Origin of the sequence: Priestia sp. YIM B13486 (genome assembly GCF_042787865.1) — a bacterium.
GTDB lineage: Bacteria > Bacillota > Bacilli > Bacillales > Bacillaceae_H > Priestia > Priestia megaterium.
In genome coordinates, this window is sequence record NZ_JBHZOZ010000008.1 from 39,833 (window position 1) to 60,168 (window position 20,336).

20 protein-coding genes and 1 riboswitch are annotated in these 20,336 nt (G+C 37.7%); of the genes, 7 read left to right on the forward strand and 13 right to left on the reverse strand.

Annotated features, from left to right (window positions below; translation table 11 throughout):
* Positions 1 to 9: 9 nt before the first annotated feature.
* Both ACFX4G_RS19850 and ACFX4G_RS19855 read right to left on the reverse strand, forming a co-directional pair.
* Positions 10 to 933 (reverse strand): cation diffusion facilitator family transporter, encoded by a 924-nt coding sequence (locus tag ACFX4G_RS19850; RefSeq protein ID WP_043975671.1) that lies wholly within the window; start codon positions 931 to 933, stop codon positions 10 to 12.
* A gap of 15 nt (positions 934 to 948) precedes the next feature.
* On the reverse strand, positions 949 to 1,266 hold the full coding sequence (locus ACFX4G_RS19855; protein ID WP_097824770.1) for an ArsR/SmtB family transcription factor: 318 nt from the start codon (positions 1,264 to 1,266) through the stop codon (positions 949 to 951).
* Between the two features lie 208 nt (positions 1,267 to 1,474).
* Between ACFX4G_RS19855 and ACFX4G_RS19860 the strand changes: the two genes are divergently transcribed.
* On the forward strand, positions 1,475 to 1,624 hold the full coding sequence (locus ACFX4G_RS19860; protein ID WP_340448534.1) for a BH0509 family protein: 150 nt from the start codon (positions 1,475 to 1,477) through the stop codon (positions 1,622 to 1,624).
* A 224-nt stretch (positions 1,625 to 1,848) separates the two neighbouring features.
* Positions 1,849 to 3,768, forward strand: coding sequence for a heavy metal translocating P-type ATPase (locus ACFX4G_RS19865; RefSeq protein WP_043975683.1), 1,920 nt, complete (start codon positions 1,849 to 1,851; stop codon positions 3,766 to 3,768).
* Positions 3,769 to 3,997: 229 nt separating this feature from the next.
* Here ACFX4G_RS19865 and ACFX4G_RS19870 read toward each other — a convergent pair whose 3' ends face one another.
* Genes ACFX4G_RS19870 through ACFX4G_RS19880 form a run of 3 tightly spaced genes read right to left on the reverse strand, consistent with a single transcriptional unit; the run spans position 3,998 to position 5,702 of the window.
* Positions 3,998 to 4,837 (reverse strand): YihY/virulence factor BrkB family protein, encoded by an 840-nt coding sequence (locus ACFX4G_RS19870; protein ID WP_013081521.1) that lies wholly within the window; start codon positions 4,835 to 4,837, stop codon positions 3,998 to 4,000.
* A 14-nt stretch (positions 4,838 to 4,851) separates the two neighbouring features.
* Positions 4,852 to 5,190, reverse strand: a complete 339-nt coding sequence (locus ACFX4G_RS19875; RefSeq protein ID WP_013055129.1) for a hypothetical protein — start codon at positions 5,188 to 5,190, stop codon at positions 4,852 to 4,854.
* A 38-nt stretch (positions 5,191 to 5,228) separates the two neighbouring features.
* Complete coding sequence (locus ACFX4G_RS19880; protein WP_043975685.1) at positions 5,229 to 5,702, reverse strand: low molecular weight protein-tyrosine-phosphatase; 474 nt, start codon at positions 5,700 to 5,702, stop codon at positions 5,229 to 5,231.
* 176 nt (positions 5,703 to 5,878) lie between these two features.
* Here ACFX4G_RS19880 and ACFX4G_RS19885 point away from each other — a divergent pair, with 176 nt between their 5' ends.
* Together ACFX4G_RS19885 and ade are read left to right on the forward strand one after the other, a co-directional pair.
* Positions 5,879 to 6,106, forward strand: a complete 228-nt coding sequence (locus ACFX4G_RS19885; RefSeq protein ID WP_013055127.1) for a DUF1128 domain-containing protein — start codon at positions 5,879 to 5,881, stop codon at positions 6,104 to 6,106.
* A 182-nt stretch (positions 6,107 to 6,288) separates the two neighbouring features.
* Positions 6,289 to 6,390: riboswitch (purine riboswitch) on the forward strand.
* Between the two features lie 83 nt (positions 6,391 to 6,473).
* Positions 6,474 to 8,210: an adenine deaminase gene (gene ade, locus ACFX4G_RS19890; RefSeq protein WP_043975688.1), complete on the forward strand. Its 1,737-nt coding sequence runs from the start codon at positions 6,474 to 6,476 to the stop codon at positions 8,208 to 8,210.
* 238 nt (positions 8,211 to 8,448) lie between these two features.
* On the opposite strand, the gene ACFX4G_RS19895 is transcribed toward ade, so the two are convergent.
* The 4 genes from ACFX4G_RS19895 to hmpA form a co-directional block, all read right to left on the reverse strand.
* Positions 8,449 to 9,195 (reverse strand): CAP domain-containing protein, encoded by a 747-nt coding sequence (locus tag ACFX4G_RS19895; RefSeq protein ID WP_377576386.1) that lies wholly within the window; start codon positions 9,193 to 9,195, stop codon positions 8,449 to 8,451.
* 359 nt (positions 9,196 to 9,554) lie between these two features.
* The gene (locus ACFX4G_RS19900) at positions 9,555 to 10,067 is read right to left on the reverse strand and encodes a type 1 glutamine amidotransferase domain-containing protein (RefSeq protein ID WP_013081517.1); all 513 of its coding nucleotides are present in this window, start codon (positions 10,065 to 10,067) and stop codon (positions 9,555 to 9,557) included.
* Between the two features lie 143 nt (positions 10,068 to 10,210).
* Positions 10,211 to 11,500, reverse strand: a complete 1,290-nt coding sequence (locus tag ACFX4G_RS19905; RefSeq protein ID WP_043975694.1) for a lysine N(6)-hydroxylase/L-ornithine N(5)-oxygenase family protein — start codon at positions 11,498 to 11,500, stop codon at positions 10,211 to 10,213.
* 72 nt (positions 11,501 to 11,572) lie between these two features.
* Positions 11,573 to 12,754, reverse strand: coding sequence for an NO-inducible flavohemoprotein (hmpA, locus tag ACFX4G_RS19910; protein ID WP_043975696.1), 1,182 nt, complete (start codon positions 12,752 to 12,754; stop codon positions 11,573 to 11,575).
* Positions 12,755 to 12,970: 216 nt separating this feature from the next.
* On the opposite strand from hmpA, the gene ACFX4G_RS19915 reads away from it, so the two are divergent.
* Positions 12,971 to 13,420, forward strand: a complete 450-nt coding sequence (locus ACFX4G_RS19915; protein ID WP_013055121.1) for an Rrf2 family transcriptional regulator — start codon at positions 12,971 to 12,973, stop codon at positions 13,418 to 13,420.
* A 173-nt stretch (positions 13,421 to 13,593) separates the two neighbouring features.
* On the forward strand, positions 13,594 to 13,725 hold the full coding sequence (locus tag ACFX4G_RS19920; protein WP_016762840.1) for a YflJ family protein: 132 nt from the start codon (positions 13,594 to 13,596) through the stop codon (positions 13,723 to 13,725).
* 48 nt (positions 13,726 to 13,773) lie between these two features.
* Here ACFX4G_RS19920 and ACFX4G_RS19925 read toward each other — a convergent pair whose 3' ends face one another.
* Positions 13,774 to 14,859 (reverse strand): nitric oxide synthase oxygenase, encoded by a 1,086-nt coding sequence (locus tag ACFX4G_RS19925; protein WP_377576389.1) that lies wholly within the window; start codon positions 14,857 to 14,859, stop codon positions 13,774 to 13,776.
* A gap of 99 nt (positions 14,860 to 14,958) precedes the next feature.
* Entirely contained in the window at positions 14,959 to 15,891 is a 933-nt protein-coding gene (locus ACFX4G_RS19930) for a D-2-hydroxyacid dehydrogenase (protein WP_043975701.1), read from the reverse strand.
* 261 nt (positions 15,892 to 16,152) lie between these two features.
* On the opposite strand from ACFX4G_RS19930, the gene ACFX4G_RS19935 reads away from it, so the two are divergent.
* Positions 16,153 to 17,709 carry an ABC-F family ATP-binding cassette domain-containing protein gene (locus tag ACFX4G_RS19935; RefSeq protein ID WP_013055117.1) on the forward strand — a complete coding sequence of 519 codons (1,557 nt, stop codon included), beginning with the start codon at positions 16,153 to 16,155 and terminating at the stop codon, positions 17,707 to 17,709.
* Positions 17,710 to 17,902: 193 nt separating this feature from the next.
* Here the strand turns inward: ACFX4G_RS19935 and ACFX4G_RS19940 are convergent, their stop codons facing one another.
* Together ACFX4G_RS19940 and ACFX4G_RS19945 are read right to left on the reverse strand one after the other, a co-directional pair.
* Positions 17,903 to 18,799 (reverse strand): amidase, encoded by an 897-nt coding sequence (locus ACFX4G_RS19940; RefSeq protein WP_377576392.1) that lies wholly within the window; start codon positions 18,797 to 18,799, stop codon positions 17,903 to 17,905.
* A gap of 163 nt (positions 18,800 to 18,962) precedes the next feature.
* Positions 18,963 to 20,300 carry an ATP-binding protein gene (locus tag ACFX4G_RS19945; protein WP_377576395.1) on the reverse strand — a complete coding sequence of 446 codons (1,338 nt, stop codon included), beginning with the start codon at positions 20,298 to 20,300 and terminating at the stop codon, positions 18,963 to 18,965.
* Positions 20,301 to 20,336: the final 36 nt, after the last annotated feature.

The window sequence follows — 20,336 nt, forward strand, 5'->3', positions numbered from 1 at the left end:
GCTCGTTCTTTAAACTTTTAGCGTTCGATGCTGAAGAGCTGATTTTTCAATTTGTATCGTGGTATGCTCAATGCCGCAGTGATCATGTACTAAATCAATGGCTTTTTGCAAAATTTGCTGACAATCTTTTTCATCTTCTACGCGCATATGACAGCTCAATGAGTCCAGTCCTGAAGTAATCGTCCAAATGTGTAAATCATGCACATCTTTGACTCCTTCAATGTTTTCAAGAAGGTTTTTTATTTCACTGTGATCTACCCCTTCAGGAGAGCCTTCCATCAAAATATGAATGCTATGGGCAAGCACGGCCCAAGCGCTTTTTAAAATTAATACAGACACAACTACAGAAATAATAGGATCAGCAATATACCATCCAAACAGCATCATAAGAAGTCCAGCTACAATAGCTCCAATAGATCCTAAAGCATCTCCCAATACGTGTAAGTAAGCGCTGCGTAAATTTACATTTCCTTTTACATCGCCTTGTCTCATAAGTGACCATGCGCTGATTAAATTAGCGAGTAAACCAACAGTAGCAATCAGCATCATGCTGCCGCTTGCTACAGACTGCGGCTCTAATACGCGCTGATAGGCTTCATAGATGATAAATCCTGCTATTACAAACAGTGCCACTCCGTTAAAAAGAGCCGCTAATATTTCAAAACGATAATAACCGTACGTTTTTTTAGCCGATGCAGCTCGGTTAGCAAACCATATCGCTACAAGGCTAAGAGCAAGTGAGCTTGTATCAGAAAGCATGTGTCCGCTATCGGATAATAACGCTAAACTATTTGTAAAAAGCCCTCCAACAAACTCAAGAACCATAATACCGGCGGTGATAATGAGTGCAATTAACAGACCTTTTTTGTTGCCTTCACGCTGTGTATCAAAATGGTGATGGTGACCATGATGGTGGTGATGATCATGACTCATGCAAAGCCCCTCCTTTTATTCGTTATGTGAGCATTCTACGTGCTGAATTACTTGATGCAGTATTCCAACAACGTGTTCATCATCGTACGTATAGAAATACGTATTCCCTTCACGGCGATATTTTACTAAACGTAAATGACGCAAGTGAGTTAACTGATGTGAAATAGCTGATTGTGAAACACCAAGCACTTCAACCATATGACCGACTGAACACTCTTCTTGAAATAGCAAATAAAGAATTTTCATTCTCGTAGGATCTGAAATAGCTTTTAGTATTCTTGACGCTTCTTCTACTGTTTGAGGCGATAAAAACGAATGTTCATCTTTTTTCATAACATCTCTCCGTTCATTATATGCAAGTATATGAGCATATGTTCATATATAAATTATAAAACACCTTTTTCTATATAGTCAATTATTTACGTCTTTTTAAATTTTTTTGCCTATTTTTAAAAAAAATCCACACAAAATACTTTTTCTGTTATATAATACAATTAAATATAATAAACTGTATTAAAACAGATGGAGAGGAGAATAATAAATGAGCAGACAAGAACGCAAAAACATGATTACATTTATTGAAACGATGAAGGGGATTGACCGTGAAACCTTAATGTACATGACGGATGCCGATATCGAGTACATTTACACTTCCGCTTATAAATATTATGAAGAACATTTAGATATGTAGTACGTTTTTTACAGAATGCAGACGTCCAGCTGCATTCTGTTTTTATTTTTTAGGCGTTAGTCGTTACCTCCTTGCTTGTTCCGTGCTATACTATACTAAATATCCCAATTTAAAAGAGAAGAACTGAAAAAATGTGCTGCTATCGCTGAGATGGCAGCTTTCGTGTTTTTTTAGGGGTAATGATTGTGATTATTCTTCTCAATTATCGTTTAAGGAGGATTTGTATGGAAAATGCGTTACCTAAAAAACAAGAACAAACGCCTCAAACATCTTCTGCTGTCAACGGATTAAAAACACATGGTGAACTCATTGCTGCACTGTTAAGCGGCGTGCTGATTTTAGCCGGCTGGCTGCTGTCAAAACAGCAGGATACTGCTGTATCTATTACGCTCTTTGTATTAGCTTACGTGATAGGCGGATTTGCTAAAGCAAAAGAAGGCATTGAAGAAACGATTGAAAATAAAGAATTGAATGTCGAAATGTTAATGATTATTGCAGCCATTGGAGCGGCTGTAATTGGCTACTGGACAGAAGGTGCTATGCTTATTTTCATTTTTGCATTAAGCGGTGCATTAGAAACGTACACCATGAATAAAAGCAACCGAGAAATTAGCGCCTTGATGAATTTACAGCCGCAAGAAGCAACGCGTCTGATTGGAGATCAAGAAGAAATTGTATCCATTTCGGATTTACAAATCGGTGACTTGCTGTTAGTTAAGCCGGGTGAACGAGTGCCATCCGATGGGATTGTTGTCTCAGGTCAAACAACGATTGATCAGGCTGCTATTACAGGGGAATCTGTTCCTGTACTAAAACAGCTCGATGATGAAGTATTCGCGGGCACGGTGAATGTGAAAGGCGCCATTACCATTAAAATGACAAAGCCAAGTGCTGAGACGCTGTTTCAAAAGATCATTCAACTTGTTCAAACGGCTCAAAGTGAAAAGTCTCCTTCTCAATTGTTTATTGAACGATTTGAAGGCACATACGTAAAAATTGTTCTATCGGTTGTGGCAGTTATGCTATTTCTCCCACACTATGTGCTTGGATGGAGCTGGACCGAGACATTTTACCGTGCAATGATTCTCTTAGTTGTAGCGTCTCCTTGCGCTCTGGTTGCATCTATCACCCCTGCTTCGCTGTCTGCTATTTCAAACGGAGCAAAAAAAGGAATTTTGTTCAAAGGCGGCGTGCATTTGGAAAGGTTAAGCCATTTAAGCGCAATTGCTTTTGATAAAACAGGAACGTTAACAAAAGGAAAGCCAGAAGTAACAAATGTCATTGTCCGTTCTGATATAAACGAACAGGAATTTCTTGTTAAAATCGCATCAATTGAACGTCAGTCCAATCATCCGCTTGCTCAATCTATTGTTGACTTTGTGAAAAATAAGCAGGAATTGACGCTTGTTCAGCCAGATTCGCTTGAAGACGTTCCCGGATATGGTGTCATTGGGTCTCTTCAAGGAGATACGTGGAAAATAGGAAAAGCAGATTTTGTAGGTAAAGAAGATGCAGCTGAATTTGAAAATGGGATTTCATCTACACTTGCCAGTGAAGGAAAAACGATTGTGTACGCAAAAGACCAGCATGGTATTGTGGGATTGCTTGCGCTAAAAGACGTTGTACGAACAGAAGCTGTAGACGCTGTTAAATCTCTTAAAGAGCAGGGCATTCATACCGTCATGATTACAGGAGACAGCGAAAAAACAGCCGAAGCTATTTCAAAAGAGTGTGCAGTCGATGAATACATTGCAGAATGTTTGCCTGAAGCGAAAGTAGATAAAATTAAAGCGTTAAAAGAAAAATTCCCTACCGTTTCAATGGTGGGAGATGGCATTAACGATGCACCTGCTCTTGCTACTGCTAACGTTGGAGTAGCCATGGGAGAAGGAACGGATGTGGCACTTGAAACAGCCGATATCGTTTTAATGAAAAATGATCTATCAAAAATTTCGGATGCAGTAGCTCTTTCCAGACGAATGAACTCAATTGTGAAGCAAAACGTTATTTTTTCTATTGCCGTCATCTTTTTATTAATTTGTTCGAATTTTTTCCAAGTGCTTGATATGCCATTTGGTGTTATAGGTCACGAAGGCAGCACCATTTTAGTTATCTTAAACGGCCTTCGCTTGCTAAAATCTTAACGCAAAAAAGCCTAACGTATTTGTTAGGCTTTTTATTATGGAAATCACTGCCTTAATGGTAACCGTTTTGTCCATTTTGGCTGTTGCTTGTTTTATGCTTTGGCTGGCTCTTTTTATTTTGCTTTGTATTGCTTCCGTCTTTTTTTGTATGCTTTGTCATGATGTAAAACCTCCCTTTCACTTTGTTAGTATGCTCATATCTTGCGAATGATTTCATCCCAATTTGTGACTATGAAGATTTGACTCGACGGTCGTAGAAAATAGCGTTGATTTCTCCTCCAATAACGATAATCATGCCCGATAGGTACAGCCAAATAAGCAGGATAATAATTCCGCCCAAGCTTCCATATGTAGCTGTATAGTTATTGAAATGATTTACGTAATATGCAAACAGCATCGATACCACTGTCCATCCGACCGTAGCAAAAGCCGCTCCTTTTACAACATTTCGAATCAGCAGTTTTTTATTAGGAGCAAAGTAATATAACCCCGTAAAAACAGTAAACAAAATGAGGCCGCTGATAATCCAGCGGGAAGCAGACCATAAAGCGAGAAAAGTTTCTGAAAACCCAAACGTAGACGATAAATAAAGGCCAATCATATGACCGAAAACAGGAAGTAAAAGCGCTACAATAATAACAAATATCATCGCAAAAGTAAGGAGAACTGCCATACCTCTCGCCACTAAAAAAGGCCGATTTTCTTGTACGTGATATGCTCGGTTAAATGCTCTTACGATCGCATTAATTCCATTTGAAGCAGACCACATCGTGGCAATGATACCAAAGGATAATAGCTTTTCATTATGAGAACCAATGATATGGGAAACGTTGCTTTCAATCATGTGCAGCGTTTGCTGTGGCGCTACATTTTCGACCAAGTCAAGCAGGTCTGTTGATTCTAATGGCAAAAATCCAATCAGCGTAATTAAGAAAATTAAAAAAGGAAATAGCGAGAGCAGCAGATAATAAGCCAATTCAGCTGATAAACTAGGCAGCTCATCTCGATGAATGCGGCCCATCAGTTCTTTGCCAAACCTTACGATGTTATTTATGTACATTCCAGCCATATGTGCCTCCTTATTTATTTTTGTTCATCACCATATTTCTCCACAAATGCTTCTTTTGTATCGTTTACAATTTCCATCACCTGAGGTGTTGTTTCTTTTAACTTTTCTACTTTTCCTGCTACAAATGATACATCTTCAGAAACTTGCTCGATGGTCGTACGGATGGTTTCATATTTCTCTTTGACAGTATCCGTTACAAGTTCAGGGTGCTGAATAAGAGTTGTTGTTTTGTCTTTCAGTTTTTTACTTCCTTGAATGACAGAGCTTCTTGTTTCTTTATCAAATAAAGAAACAGCTCCTCCTATAATTGCTCCAATGACAATACCTTCTACTAGCTTATTTCGTTTACCCATTTGTCGTTTCTCCTCCGCTTTTATTTTTTAAGTATCGCTTATTCCGAGAAATGCTTCTCTATAATTTCGTCTAAAAGAGCCTTGCATCCTTCTTGAACTAAGTCATATACTTCGTCAAAATTTCCCGTAAAATAAGGATCAGGCACATCTTCAATATGTAAATCGGGCACAAAATCCAAAAGCCTTGCAATATAACCTGTTTTAGTATGTCCAGCCATCCTTCTCAGGTTTCCTACATTTTCGACATCCATTCCAATAATATAATGGAATTTAGCTATATCCTCTTGAATCACTTGTCTTGCTGTTTGCCCTTTAAAATCAATGTTGTTTCTCGTTAAAATAGATTGCGTTCCTTCATGAGGAGGATTGCCTTTGTGCCAGCCTCCTGTGCCTGCAGAATCTACGTGAATTTGTCCTTCTAGCCCTTTTTTCTTCACCATATCTTTAAAGACCGCTTCTGCCATGGGTGAACGACAAATATTTCCCAAACAAACGAATAATACGTTAATCATAGTCTCGACTCCTTTCCCTTATTACAAACATTATATACAATCATTTTTAAACTAAAAAATAGTTTTCTTTTATTTATATCGTTTCCACTCTTCTGTGGATAAGAACCTGACATAAAAGTGTTCACACGATAAAAACATGTTACAATAAAAAAAACGCAACTGGAAGGATGAACAAAGTGGATTTATCAGTAAAATCTCCAGAGAATATTAAACATATGGTCGATAGCATTAGTGAAAAACTGCGCATGCTAAATATCGGAGCAATTAAAGCTGAAGCTTTTGACGAAGAAATGTATGAAGACTTAAAGTACTTATACGATATGGTAATGAGAAAAGATTCTTTTAGCCCAAGTGAAATGCAAGCGATCGCGGAAGAATTAGGTACACTGCGTAAACAAGCTTAATGACAACTCCGTCAATGACTAATAGCCATTGACGGTTTTTTCTACATTTTTTTCTATACATGAATGCTGCGCCTTTTAGCGAGCAAATAAGAGTTAAATCGTTTACATACACATAGATGAAATATTCCCAAAAATCTTTCTTTTTTATTAGGAATTGACGTTTTTATTATTTGTCTATAGAATGTATCGAAATACCTAAAGCTCGTATAGTCTTGGAAATAGGGTCCAAGAGTTTCTACCGAACTACCGTAAATAGTTGGACTACGAGGGTTGAACATCATTCATACTGCATTTTTATTCTTCTTTATGTTCTCCCTTACATAGTCCTTCATTGTTATTCAGTTATACAATGAGAGGAGTCACATTCATGTCAAATACAAAAACAACCTTAAAAAAACAGCTTGCTGTTGCCAATAAAAAAATACCTGCAGATCTTGTAGTGAAAAACGGGAAAATTATCGATGTCTTTACGCTTTCCATCATTGAAGCCGATATTGCGATTGCTGATGGAGTGATTGTTGGAATAGGTCAATACGATGGGAATAACGTCGTGGATGCAAAAGGAAAATACATTTCTCCTACATTCATTGATGGACACGTTCACATTGAATCATCAATGGTTACACCTAAAGAGTTCTCAAAACTTCTTGTACCTAGAGGCGTCACAACTGTCGTAACGGACCCTCATGAAATTGCGAATGTTTCAGGGAAATCTGGCATTGAGTTTATGCTTCAAAACTCGGATTCCATTCCTTTAGACGTATTTGTGAACTTACCTTCAAGCGTGCCGGCAACTCCTTTTGAAAGCTCTGGAGCCGTCTTAAAAGCAGCTGACTTAGCGCCATTTTTCTCTCACCCTCGCGTGCTTGGATTAGCAGAAGTGATGGATTTCCCTGCTGTGCGAGATGGCGATGACGATATGCTCGATAAATTACAAGCAGCTAACGATGCAAACGGTGTAATTGATGGGCACGGCTCAGGGCTAGATGCTACGGGCGTTAATATTTATCGTACCGCTGATATTTCAACAGATCATGAATGCGTAACAGCAGAAGAAGCAATTGAGCGTATTCAGCGCGGGATGTATGTTCTGATCCGCCAAGGTTCTGTTGCTAAAGATTTGAAACAACTATTACCTGCTGTAAATGAACGTAACGCGCGCAGATTTTTATTCTGTACCGATGACAAACACCTAGATGATTTATTAACGGAAGGTTCTATTGATTACAATGTTCGTTTTGCTATTGAACTCGGGCTGGATCCGCTAATTGCGATTCAAATGGCTTCGTTAAATGCCGCTGAATGCTACGGGTTAAAAGATAGAGGTGCGGTTGCTCCTGGTTACAAAGCGGATTTTATTCTATTAGACGACTTAACCGATATATCTGCAGCACATGTCTATCAAAACGGAGAGCTTATTGCTGAAAATGGAGAGATGCTTTCTGTTCAAGAAGAACAAATTGATCTTCCAACAGAACTAATGAATTCTGTTCATCTCAAAGAGTTTTCCATTAAAAAACTTACGATACCACTTCAGCACAATCGCGCTAATATTATTGAAATTAATCCAAACAGCCTGATTACAAATCATATTGTAGAAGAAGTTCAAGTGAAGCAAAACGAATTTCAGTCTTCTGTAGAAAACGATCAGCTAAAAATGGCTGTTGTTGAGCGTCATCATCTAACAGGGAATATTGGTCTTGGGATTGTAAAAGGTTTTCAGTTAAAAGACGGAGCGATTGCTACCACGATTGCTCATGATTCACATAATATCGTAGCCGTAGGAACAAATGATGAAGATTTAGCAAAAGCAATTGCGGCAATTGAAGAAATCGGCGGAGGTATTGTTATTGTAAAAGGCAATGAAGTGATTGGCTCCCTCCCTCTTTCCATTGGAGGATTAATGTCACCTCACCCTTACAATGAAGTAAACAGCTTACTTAAGCAGCTTCACGGGGCTCTTCATGAGCTTGATATTTCACAGAAATTCAACCCGCTGCTGACATTATCTTTCTTAAGCTTGCCTGTTATCCCATGTCTAAAATTAACCGACAAAGGATTATTTAACGTAAAAGAATTTAAGCATATCACCGTTCAAGCATAAAATAAAAAGGACTCTTTCGAGTCCTTTTTATTTATATCCTTTAGACGGCGTAGTTCGAGTTTTACGATTTTTATAATGACGATATCCTTCTTTTAAAAGGATAGGAAAAACAGCGACTAGAATTTTTTTTAATATACGTCCCAATTTAAGGCACTCCTTTACGTGTTCTTACTTTACTATACCCAAATTGGACAGCTAAAAACGCAAAAAAGAGCAGGTATATCCTGCTCTTTTTGTATTACTTACCGATAAATTGTTGAGTCCAGTACGTAGTATCACCTTTTACGTATCCAACACCAATTTCAGTGAAATCAGGGTTTAGAATGTTTTTGCGGTGACCGTCACTATTCATCCAAGCATTCATTACATCTTCAGGAGATTGCTGACCTTTTGCAATGTTTTCACCTGCAGTTGTATATTCAATGCCGAATTGTTTCATCATATCAAATGGTGAACCATATGTTGGTGAATTGTGGTCAAAGTACCCTTTGTCCATCATATCTTTTGATTTAGTGCGTGCAACGTCACTTAATTTTTTGTTAAGTGTTAGAGGTTTTAAACCTTGTTTTTCACGCTCTTGGTTCACTAAATCTACGACCTTTTGTTCGAATTGACTAGCATCTTTTGTTTGTTCTGCTTTATCAGTATTTTCTGATTGTTGAGCTTTTGTGTTTTGCTGTGTTTGCTCTGGAGCTTTTGCTTCTTCACTTTGCTCTGGTGCTTGTGCTTGTTCCTGTGGAGCTGCTTCAGCTTGCTCTGGTGCTTGTGTTTCTTGTTGTGGAGCTGCTGCTTGAGCAGATTTTCCTTGAGCGTTAAATTTCTTTAATAGCTCATCTACATTTATATTTTGTGCTGCTTGAGCATCTTTAATGTTAATTTGTTTTGGAGTGTTGCAATCAGGAGCTGCTGCATTTGCTTGTCCTGCTGTTAGTAATCCTAATGATACGGCACCTGCGACAGTGGCAATACGAAACCTTTTCTTCATGTTTGAAATCCTCCTATGTGATAATAAAGTTTTTTTGTAAAACCGCAACGCATCTAAGCTTGTAGCAAGCCAATCTCGTGATGCACCCTCATTGTTGCATGAAAACTATGAAACTCGCAACGTCTTTTAAGCTACCAAAATTATACTTTCATTTATGTAAAAAATATTTCGATTGTGTTACGTGGCTTCTATCTATTGATAGTAAAAGGTTTTCATATTCTTTTAGAAACCGCTTCATCCAATGCAGTAATATAACTGTAAATTCCTCGTCAAAATCGTTACATACAAAAAAGGCGACAGCAGAGTGGTAAACCACCCTGTTATCACCTTTTACAGAAAGTTTTACTAATATTATTTACTTACTTTAAGACATTTACTGATTCACGTACGAATGCTTCCATATCGTCTGGTGTACGGCTTGTAACTAGTTGATTACCGCATACCACCACTTCTTTGTCATGGAAGTTTGCACCTGCATTTTTCAAATCAATAGCAATTGATTTGAAACCAGTTACGTCACGTCCTTTTAATGTTTCAGCATTGATTAGCAGCTGTGGTCCATGACAGATAGCCATAACCGGTTTGCCTTCATCCATAAATGATTTTGTGAAAGCTACGACTTGATCGTCCGCACGTAAGATATCTGGTGAGAAACCTCCCGGTAAAAACAATGCGTCAAAATCTTCTGGTTTTACATCCGCAATTGCTTTATCAATTGTTAATGTTGTTTCGCCTTGTTTACCTGTTACTTCACCTGTTTTAACATCGATTTTTGTTAGCGTATGGCCTTCTTCTTCAAAGGCTTTGGCTGGATCTGTATATTCCACATCTTCAAATAAATCTGTTACTAGTACTGCAATTTTCTTACTCATTCTAAGCAACTCCTTAATTGATTTGTGTACTAATGTTCTATAAATAAAATACCCGTACACTATTCTTTTAAACATAGTTTATGGGTAAAAAACTTTTCTACAATAATCAAAAACCACATTGAAGATTTTTATAAAGAAGAAATTCAAAACAAATTAAATGTCTGGAACGTCGTCTCTTCTGGAACTGGGTACACGTCTCTCCCTGCAATCACGTTCAGAATACGCTGATTGCGCTGAACGGATAAACCAAGATTTGTTGCGCCAGATCCATGTGAATGTTCAATATTGGTTAACGTAAAAAAGTGGTGGTTACGAGGTTGTTTAAAGACAAGCCGGTAATCTTTTGTGACTTTAAAACGCTTGTCATCTTCCCATTCGATATCATCTTTTATTCGTTCGATGAACGGCGAAATTTTTGGCTTATAGCCCGTGGACAATATCAAACGATCCGCTTCGTATTGAAAAGAGCGTTCAGCCTTTAATTGTTTGCACTCCAGCTCATATCCATTTCCTTTTTTATGAATATCACTTACTTCAGTCGAAGCTTGAATCGTAACGGGTACTTTTCCTTTAAGTGAACGATGATAAAGTAAATCATAGATTTTCGTTAAGGTAGAAGATTCAATTCCGTGACGTAAAGGATTTAAATCTTCTACCGTGCTTGTACGTTCCTCAAAAGGCAGCGAATGAAAGTAATCTACATAGTCTGGCGAAAATAACTCTTGAGCAAGCTTGGATTGATCAAGCTGAAAAAAATTAGAGGATCTTGTAAACCATGTAAGGTGGTAATGATGTTCAGTCTGTTCTTCTAGTAAATCAAGAAAAATCTCTGCAGCACTTTGCCCTGAACCAACGATCGTTACATGCTTTCCTTTTTGAATCTCTTCTTTTTTATGTAAATAGCCGCTGCTGTGTAAAATATGCTCATTAAGCTTTTCTTCAAAAGCCGGAGGTACAAGTGGAATACTTCCTGTTCCCATTACAACGTGTTTAGCATTTACCGTTTGAATTCCATCAGGTGTTTCTACCTTTACTTCATAATACTCTTCTTCATTTTTCGGTATCACGTCCACAACTTTTGAAGAAAAGTGGCAGGAAGATAGCTGCTCCGCTACCCATTTTGCGTACTCGTTGTATTCTTGACGCGGAATGTCAAAACGATTAAAGAAAAAAAACGGATACAAGCGTTTTTGCTTGTGAATATAATTTAGAAAAGAATAGGGGCTTGTTGGATCCGCAAATGTAACTAAGTCTGCTAGAAACGGAATCTGCAAGTCCGTGCCGTCAATTAACATGCCCGGATGCCATTCAAATTTCTCTTCTTTATCAAAGAAGACGGCATCAATTTCATCAAGAGGCTCAGCAAGGGCCGCTAAGCCTAAATTAAAAGGTCCTATTCCTATTCCCACCATGTCATACTGCTTATTTGTCATCTTTAAACTCCCTTTCATAAAAAAAGCTAACAGTATTGTCTACTGTTAGCTTTTTACCCTTTTTCCATACATTTATGCGGAAGGAGTCATACTCATTTTCGGGCCAAACGATTCATACATGATATTTTCTTGGGAAATACCCATTTCAGCTAGGCCTTCTAACACCATTTGCGTAAATGAAGAAGATCCACAAACATAATAATATGCGTGTTTATCGCCGGCATATTTAGCTAGCTCTTTTTTAGTTAAGCGACCATACGTTATATGTTCATCATGCTGGTCTGTTTGCGCTTGACTATAGAAAACGTGTTGTTCAAACGTATATGTCTCTGACAACGATTGAAGGTCTTGTTTCATTGCATGAAACTGCTCATTTTTAGCACTGTGAATAAATGTTACTTCTTGATTGTTTTCCAGTGCTTGATGCAGCATTGACATCATTGGAGTAATTCCTACACCTCCGCTGATAAATACTGATTTACTATTTTCTTTTAAGACAAAATCTCCTGCTGGAACGCTGACTTCAAGCAAGTCTCCTTCTTTCAATTGGTCATGTAAATAAGTTGACACGACCCCGTCTTCCATTTGCTTTTCTTTTTTCACCGTAATTTTATAATATGGTTGACTTGGATAGCCTGATAAGCTGTACTGACGAATAGATAAATACTCTTGACCAGGAATGCGTACACTCACATACTGACCTGGCAGAAAAGCAGGCAACGCTTTTTGATCAGGTGATACTAAATAAAACGAGTACACGTCTTCTGCTTCTTTTACTTTTTTATGAACCATTAGTTTTTTATAATCTTTCCATCCTTTTTCTTCGGCTTCTTCATATAATTCTTGCTCCACACTTATGAACACGTCCGCAATGGCACCGTATGCTTCTTTCCAAGCTTCCATAATCTCATCGGTCGCAGCTTCTTTTAAAACATCTTTAATTGCTTTTAATAAGAACTCTCCGACAATTGGATAGTGCTCTGCTTTTACGCCGATACTGCGGTGTTTATGAGCGATTTGCTTTACAACTGGAAGCAGCGTTTCAAGCCGATCGATATACTGTGCAGCGGCATAAACTGTATTAGCTAACGCCATTTGCTGACGGCCTGTTTTTTGATTTGTTTGGTTGAATACATTTTTTAAAGAAGGATACTGTTCAAAAAGCATCTCATAAAAACGAGTGGTAATTGCTTGACCATGCTGTTCTAAAACAGGAACTGTACTTTTTACAATAGAAATAGTTGTTTGTTTCATAACTTTCGCCTCCGAAAGATTCATTTTTAAAAGATATATTTTTAATACATCTTTATGATACTCATATCCAACTTAAAAAGATATATTTTATATACATATTTAAAGAAATGTTCACAAATTCGCCTCGTCAAAAATGAGAGCATTCTTTCTGTATTTCTTAGATATAGACATGCTATTATAGATATATCAGCTGCTGATAAGAGAAGAGGTAAAAAGATGAGGCTCACACAATATACAGATTACTCACTGCGAGTTTTATTATATTTAGGCGTTCGCGATAATAATAAACTAAGCAATATAAAAGAAATTGCTGAAGCGTATAATATTTCAAAAAACCATCTTATGAAAATCATTCACGAGCTTGGAAAACTTGGCTTAATTGAAACGATTCGAGGACGAAACGGCGGTATTCGTTTAGCTCAGCTTCCAAAAGACATTAATATTGGAAAAGTGGTACGTCAAACAGAAGAAGATTTTCATATCGTGGAATGTTTTGACTGTGAAGGAAATTTCTGCATTATTAGCCCCGTCTGTAAGTTAAAAAGTGTTTTACATGAAGCCATGCAAGCCTTCATTAAGGTATTGGATCAATATACGCTAGAAGATCTAATTCAAAATAAAGATGAATTAAACCTCCTCCTTCTATCTCAAAAAAACGAGGAATGATTAAACTAAAATTCATTTGAAATCATTCTCGTTTTTTTAACCTTTTTCCCTTTCATCATAAAATAAAAGATGTTACAATGAGGCACGTATTGGAAAGACAAGATGTCTCCATTCGAGCAGACAATGAACCTCATTCTGTTCATCCTAAAAAAATGACGAAAGGGTGTTTGAGTATGCACGTAGGAAGCAAAGGTTGGTATGTTGAGGAACTTAAGAAACGAGGAGTTCGCAACCACGAAGGCCGCAAAGTAGAAAAGTACAAAACATATGTACTTGCTAACTTGCTTGATAAACACAAAAATTAATTAACGTGTAATAAGAGAGTACAAATGCGTACTCTCTTTTTTGTTCATTTAATAAGGAGCGTCTTGATAAAAATAATTTGGTGATAATACTTTATTTTTATAAGGCTTATGAAAAATATGCGTGGTAGCTGGCGAAACGGGCGGAATCAACCACGTCCAGTTCCCAGTCACTTCGCGGCCATTTTTTTGCTCTCTTTCTTCAAACAAGTGAAATTGCTGAGCAGCGGTGTGATGGTCTACAATGCTAACTCCTTCTCGTTTAAAAGAAGAAAGCACTGCAACATTTAATTCAACAAGAGCTTTATCCTTCCAAAGCGTCGCGTTGTAATCCATGTTCAATCCCATCATAGAAGCTATTTTTGGAAGTTGATTATAGCGATACGTATCCGCTAAATTTCGCGCCCCAATCTCAGTCCCAATGTACCATCCATTAAATGGTGCCGCGACGTAATCAATCCCTCCAATTTCTAGCTTCATATCTGAAATCATCGGGACAGCGTACCATTTTAACTGTAAGTCTTCAAATTCAGGAAGTTCTGGATGCGTAATAGCTACTTCTTTCACTAAATGTTTGGGAATCTCAAAACATCGAGGTGACTCTTCATTAACTTGCAGTACAAGAGGAAGAACATCAAAGTGAGTTCTCTCACCTTCCCATCCTAAATTTTGGCAAACCTCCGTAAACGCAATAGAATCAGGATCTCCTACCATACCATATTCCGTCTCATATCCCGCATAGCGGATTAGCTGATGATTCCATATTCTAACCGGCTCTTTTGCTTTCATTTTCGGTTTAAACACCGTAATAGTAGGCCGGATTTTCCCGTCATTTGTTGCATATTCAATATGGTGAAAAAGGGCGTCTCTTACCTCTTCAACTGTGTTCGCATCTCGCTTATCAAATACATTGAGCGATTGCCAAAATAATCGTCCAATACATTTATTGCTGTTTCTCCAAGCCATACGAGCTCCGTGCTCTAACTCTTCAAATGTATGATCATAATGTCCGAGTGACATAATTTGCTGATGGATTTCTTTTAACCGCTTGTTTTTATCCGCTTCGCTTTTTTCAAGTTCAGCGTAACACGTCTCTATAAATACACGTGCTTGTTCAAATAGTTCTTCTTGCTTCAACGTTTGTTCCCCCCTAGAAGAACAGATTTCATTCTTTTCGTTCAAGAAAAGCAAGTTTCAGTATACCATTCTCATAGCGGAAACGCGCATCATAATGCTTTAATAGCCTCTTTCAATATTAACCAAGTTAGAAGGCAATTCGCCTTGCTCAACTTTTTGCAGCGTTTCAACAAAGCACTCAATGGCTTCTTCAGCCGTAGTCACCGCTGAAATATGAGGTGTTATGATGATGTTTGAATAATCCCACCAAGAAGATTCTTTCGTTAACGGCTCATGCTCAAACACGTCTATGTATGCTTTTCGAATACGTTTTTGCTCAATAGCCTCTACTAACGCATTTTCATCTACAGTTGCTCCTCGTCCAACATTTATAAAGTATGCATTTTCAACTACATTCATCCATTTGGGATCAAAGTAGCTTTTTGTTTCATGTGTTAGCGGCATTGTACTAATAATCCATTCGGCTTCTTTTAGCAATTCTTTTTCCTTCGAAATCGAGACCACTTGATCAAATGACGGCTTTTCATTTCCACTTTTAGATACACCTATTACTCGTACACCAAAAGATTTTAAAACGGCTGCAAGACGCCCGCCGATTTCACCTGTTCCGTAAATTATGACCGTTTGAGTAGAAAGCTGCTTAGGCTCTACCACTTTCCACTGCTTTTGTTTTTGCTGTTGCTGAAACTGTGCGTGGTGCTGAAGTTCAGCTAGCATATAGCTAAGACAATATTCACTGATTCGCTGACCGAATGAACAAACCGTACGTGTTAACATCACACTCTTTTTCCAATTACCGCTTTCTAAGAACCGATCGACTCCTGCGCCGAGAGAATGAACCCATTTAAGGCTATGATCTTCAAAGCAATTCGTTGGACCGAAGGATAAAAGCGCGTCAGCCCAGTTTAAATCTTCAATTGTAACGTCTTGCTCTTCCATAAATCGAAACGTCTGAGACAGCTGCTTTTGTTTGATTATCTCCTCCAGCTCTTTATGCATTCTTCCTGCCACTAGTATTGTATGAATGTTCATTTCTTTTCCCCCTGCCTTTTTATTCTTTTGTATACTCTATTTGAATGATTCGATATAACCGTTCCTTCGTCATGAAGGATTTTCTACATTGATATATATAGTATGAATGAAGTGAAAGGAAGACGCGAGTGAATTTTATATGACTTTCAAGGCTGGAAAACTCATATGGATTTATGTATATAAGTTCGCTATAATCGTTATGAATCAATTTGTTTATAACGAAACGTACGATAGATATTTTAAAAGAAAAGGTGTGTCAGCATGAGTGTATTAAACGTAAAAAATCTAAGCCATGGTTTTGGTGACCGTGCGATTTTTAACGATGTATCATTTCGATTGTTAAAAGGTGAACACGTCGGCTTAATTGGAGCAAACGGCGAAGGTAAATCAACATTTATGAACATCATTACAGGCAAGCTAGAACCGGATGCTGGAAAAGTAGAATGGTCTAAAAAAGTGCGCGTTGGCTATTTAGATCAGCACACAGCATTAGAGCGCGGCCTTTCTATTCGTGATGTACTAAAAAGTGCTTTTCAATACTTATTTGATTTAGAAGCTCAAATGAATGGCCTCTACGAGAAAATGGCGGAGGTATCACCAGAAGAACTCGAAAAACTATTAGAAGAAGTCGGTACGCTTCAAGACCTCTTAACAAACAATGACTTTTATGTTATCGATGCGAAAGTCGAAGAAATTGCACGCGGATTAGGATTAGAAGATATCGGCTTAGATCGCGATGTACAGGATTTAAGCGGCGGACAGCGTACGAAAGTATTATTAGCCAAACTGCTGCTTGAAAAACCAGAAATTCTTTTACTGGATGAGCCTACAAACTACTTGGATGAACAGCATATTGAGTGGTTGCGACGCTACTTGCAAGAATATGAAAATGCCTTTATTTTAATTTCTCACGATCTTCCATTTTTAAATAGCGTGATCAATTTAATTTATCATATGGAAAACCAAGAGTTAAATCGCTATGTAGGAGACTACGACGATTTTATGAAAGTATATGAGATGAAAAAACAGCAGCTTGAAGCAGCTTATAAAAAACAACAGCAAGAAATGGCAGATTTAAAAGATTTCGTAGCGAGAAACAAAGCCCGTGTGTCGACACGAAATATGGCCATGTCCCGTCAAAAAAAGCTCGATAAAATGGAAGTAATTGAACTAGCTCAGGAGCGTCCAAAACCAGAGTTTAACTTTAAGGGTGCTCGTACTTCAAGCAAATTAATTTTTGAAACATCTGATTTAGTCATTGGATACGAAGAGCCGCTTTCTAAGCCACTGAATTTAAAAATGGAGCGAGGTCAAAAGATTGCCCTTGTAGGAGCAAATGGAATCGGGAAAACAACTCTTTTAAAAAGTATTTTAGGAGAAATCAAACCGATTTCAGGCTCTGTAGAAAAAGGAGATTACCAGCATATTGGCTATTTTGAACAAGAAATCAAAACGGCTAATTACAATACGTGTATTGAAGAAGTATGGAATGAGTTTCCTCACTTTACCCAATACGAGATTCGTGCAGCTTTAGCTAAATGCGGCTTAACAACAAAACATATTGAAAGTAAAGTAGAAGTTCTAAGCGGTGGAGAAAAAGCAAAAGTTCGTCTATGTAAGCTAATTAACAATGAAACCAACATTCTTGTACTGGATGAGCCTACAAACCACTTAGATGTAGATGCGAAAGATGAATTAAAACGAGCTTTAAAAGAATACAAAGGAAGTATCTTAATTATTTGCCACGAACCTGAATTTTATCAAGATGTTGTCACAGACGTGTGGAACTGTGAATCTTGGACGACTAAATTATTTTAAAAAACGGGTTAAAAGAGGCATATCTTTTAGAAAAAGTGGGAATGATAAGATTAAGTTCCCCCCCTTTGTGTGAGTAGCCATTTTTTAAATGGTTACTTTTTTTATGTATAGTCCTTTAAGAAAATGGCTATATTGTATCTATACTCCCTAAACCCAAAAGGGCCGCTGCAGCGATGCAGCGGTCTTTTCGTTGTCATTGCTTCATCTGAAGCCAGCTATCAAAATAATGAACAGCTATACTGCTTGGAGGATTTTCAGCTTGACACTTTGTAAGCAACATACCCAGCTCTTGCATCATCTTTTCTTCTCCTTTAGCAGAAAAAGAAATGTATTCTCCTTCATCTGAAGCCATCGTTTCTACCCCTATTTCAATCGGAGTGGATAGTACACGTCCCCACTTGCGTTCATTTTCTGTTATTTCAGCAATACCGTTTTCTTTATCTGCGTGGTTCCGGTACGCCATAATTGTGACTTCATCAGCGTACTGAATAATCCACCGCCCCAGCGAACCGGAACCATTGCTATTTTCGAATGGAACTTCGTCAAACCAAAACGGGATATCTACAGCAAGCGGCAAGTGTAACTCATGAGACTGTACAGCGGCTTGAGAAATAACATATTGATACTGCAGAATACTTTTCGCTCGATTATTTTCCCAACTTTTATACAAATAAGGCTCTACATCCAAATGAACCCCTGAAAATTGCTGTGGCTCGTCTGCTTGTGCTTGGTAAGCTGTTATCCAATTAAAAAATGCTTCCTGCTCTTCTATACCAGAAGGCCCTATCCAATAAGGAGCGCCGTCAAGTGCGTAAACACTTATGCCCTGGGCTTGTGCTTGTTGGATAAAATGCCGATATACGGAAGGTGAAAGATGAGTATCAATTTGTAAATAAACGTTTGTCACCTTTTTTTCTTGAAGCTTTTCGAGGATAGCTTCTTGGTTCAGCATCCATTTCTTTGTATCCCACACCCACGTCGACAGCGGTATATTTATCTCTGCATTCACCTTTGATCCACATCCTATTCCTTTCCCCATATTAAACAGCCATACAACCACCAGAAAAATAAGAACGCACTTGCTTTTCACACTCTTTTTCCTCCTTTATACGAGCCAGAACTCATATAAAGAGAGTCTGACAGCTTGGCACAACTTTATGGTGAATTTCCCCCTTAAATCTGTAGCTTTTAGCAAACTCTTCCTTATCAATTTTTTGCAGCTGAATCTCTATATGTTCTATCGGTTGCTTGATTTATTTCTCTATATCTTTCTTATTAAATAAATATGCCTGTTTTGGATGGTTTGGCTGATTTGGATATTTCAACTGTAATTGTCCTTTTCGTAATAGCTTTGTTAAATAATTATTACGTACTCCATCCGGCGTTCTTTCTAGTAAATAAGCAAACTCTTTAAGCATGAGCGGTTTTTCTTTACATAACTCAAGAATAATATGTTCCATCTGATTCGGCGAAAGCCGTTTTTTTTCACGAGCCAACGCTGCAATATCCCATAGCTTCGTATCAATATTCTCTACATTTACCAAATTAGAAGAATCCTCTTCTTGCTCATTATTATAGGAGTTATGGTTATTATTACAGGAGTTATCATCGTTATTATATAAGTTACTCTCGTTATTATAATAGTTATCTTCCTTATTGAAGGAGTTATTATCGTTATTATATGACTTAAACTCCTCTATTAATCCCTTATTATAGGAGTACTTATTTTTATTGTAGGAGTCGATTTCGACATTGTTTTCAGGTGTATTTTGATATTTTTCGACATCCTTAAAATTATTTCCCGAATCGGTTATGGACGTATTGTAAGTGTCTTTTTCAGAAGAACTTACCTGTCTTTCTTGAGTGGACAAAGATAACGTGACCACTGTACGATGCATAGAAACATCTTGATCAATAGCTGGCGTTTTATAATGATGCAGGCTCCAATTTTGCTTTACTTTTTTCAAACCAGAGCCCGAACGTTCACATAGCCCTAGTAAACTGAATAGCTTAACGATATTTGGGTTTCGAAGCTGACTAACGGTATTGCTAAAAACTGAATCTGTAGGTACTAACAAAAGGCCTGGATTAGAAAAAACGTAATGAGAAGGTTGCTTTTCTAAAATAACGCCGCCCTCGCCATTATAATCTGCATGAATAAGCATATTAATCAAAACTTCTGTTAAAGAGGAAGCGATTGACGGCTGAGGTTCGCTATTACGAACAATTTCATGAATATGAAAATAAAAATCAAAAATATTTCCTGACCACGTCCCGTCTTGAGAGGTAAAGCGCTCTGTCCATTCTTCGTTCCCTTTACTTTCCCGGTATTCTAAAAAATATTGTGGTAAAACTTCTGTGATAATCCGTTCTTCACTGAATAAAAGCAGGCCTGCGAGTGTGACTCCTTCTTTATGGGTATCTCTAACCTTTCCCCAAGCTCCTACTTTGTATAAAAACTCCTTTGTTTCAAGCGCATTCCAAGGATGAGCTGGTTTTACTTCAGCAAACCGATCCCGATAGCTTTTGATCGTATCAAAATTTAATTCGTTTAATCCATAGTGCTCTAGGATGAGATTATCTTGTAACATATTCAACTCTCCTATTATCTTTGTATATTTATTTAA

What these genes read in the sequence shown, in the direction of transcription:
- ACFX4G_RS19915 (WP_013055121.1), top strand. Translation starts at nt 12,971, where the DNA reads ATGAGGCTCACACAATATACAGATTACTCACTGCGAGTTTTATTATAT.
- ACFX4G_RS19945 (WP_377576395.1), bottom strand. Translation starts at nt 20,300, where the DNA reads ATGTTACAAGATAATCTCATCCTAGAGCACTATGGATTAAACGAATTA.
- ACFX4G_RS19875 (WP_013055129.1), bottom strand. Translation starts at nt 5,190, where the DNA reads ATGGGTAAACGAAATAAGCTAGTAGAAGGTATTGTCATTGGAGCAATT.
- ACFX4G_RS19895 (WP_377576386.1), bottom strand. Translation starts at nt 9,195, where the DNA reads ATGAAGAAAAGGTTTCGTATTGCCACTGTCGCAGGTGCCGTATCATTA.
- ACFX4G_RS19855 (WP_097824770.1), bottom strand. Translation starts at nt 1,266, where the DNA reads ATGAAAAAAGATGAACATTCGTTTTTATCGCCTCAAACAGTAGAAGAA.
- ACFX4G_RS19920 (WP_016762840.1), top strand. Translation starts at nt 13,594, where the DNA reads ATGCACGTAGGAAGCAAAGGTTGGTATGTTGAGGAACTTAAGAAACGA.
- ACFX4G_RS19850 (WP_043975671.1), bottom strand. Translation starts at nt 933, where the DNA reads ATGAGTCATGATCATCACCACCATCATGGTCACCATCACCATTTTGAT.
- hmpA (WP_043975696.1), bottom strand. Translation starts at nt 12,754, where the DNA reads ATGAAACAAACAACTATTTCTATTGTAAAAAGTACAGTTCCTGTTTTA.
- ACFX4G_RS19930 (WP_043975701.1), bottom strand. Translation starts at nt 15,891, where the DNA reads ATGAACATTCATACAATACTAGTGGCAGGAAGAATGCATAAAGAGCTG.
- ACFX4G_RS19865 (WP_043975683.1), top strand. Translation starts at nt 1,849, where the DNA reads ATGGAAAATGCGTTACCTAAAAAACAAGAACAAACGCCTCAAACATCT.
- ACFX4G_RS19880 (WP_043975685.1), bottom strand. Translation starts at nt 5,702, where the DNA reads ATGATTAACGTATTATTCGTTTGTTTGGGAAATATTTGTCGTTCACCC.
- ACFX4G_RS19935 (WP_013055117.1), top strand. Translation starts at nt 16,153, where the DNA reads ATGAGTGTATTAAACGTAAAAAATCTAAGCCATGGTTTTGGTGACCGT.
- ACFX4G_RS19900 (WP_013081517.1), bottom strand. Translation starts at nt 10,067, where the DNA reads ATGAGTAAGAAAATTGCAGTACTAGTAACAGATTTATTTGAAGATGTG.
- ACFX4G_RS19870 (WP_013081521.1), bottom strand. Translation starts at nt 4,837, where the DNA reads ATGGCTGGAATGTACATAAATAACATCGTAAGGTTTGGCAAAGAACTG.
- ade (WP_043975688.1), top strand. Translation starts at nt 6,474, where the DNA reads ATGTCAAATACAAAAACAACCTTAAAAAAACAGCTTGCTGTTGCCAAT.
- ACFX4G_RS19860 (WP_340448534.1), top strand. Translation starts at nt 1,475, where the DNA reads ATGAGCAGACAAGAACGCAAAAACATGATTACATTTATTGAAACGATG.
- ACFX4G_RS19905 (WP_043975694.1), bottom strand. Translation starts at nt 11,500, where the DNA reads ATGACAAATAAGCAGTATGACATGGTGGGAATAGGAATAGGACCTTTT.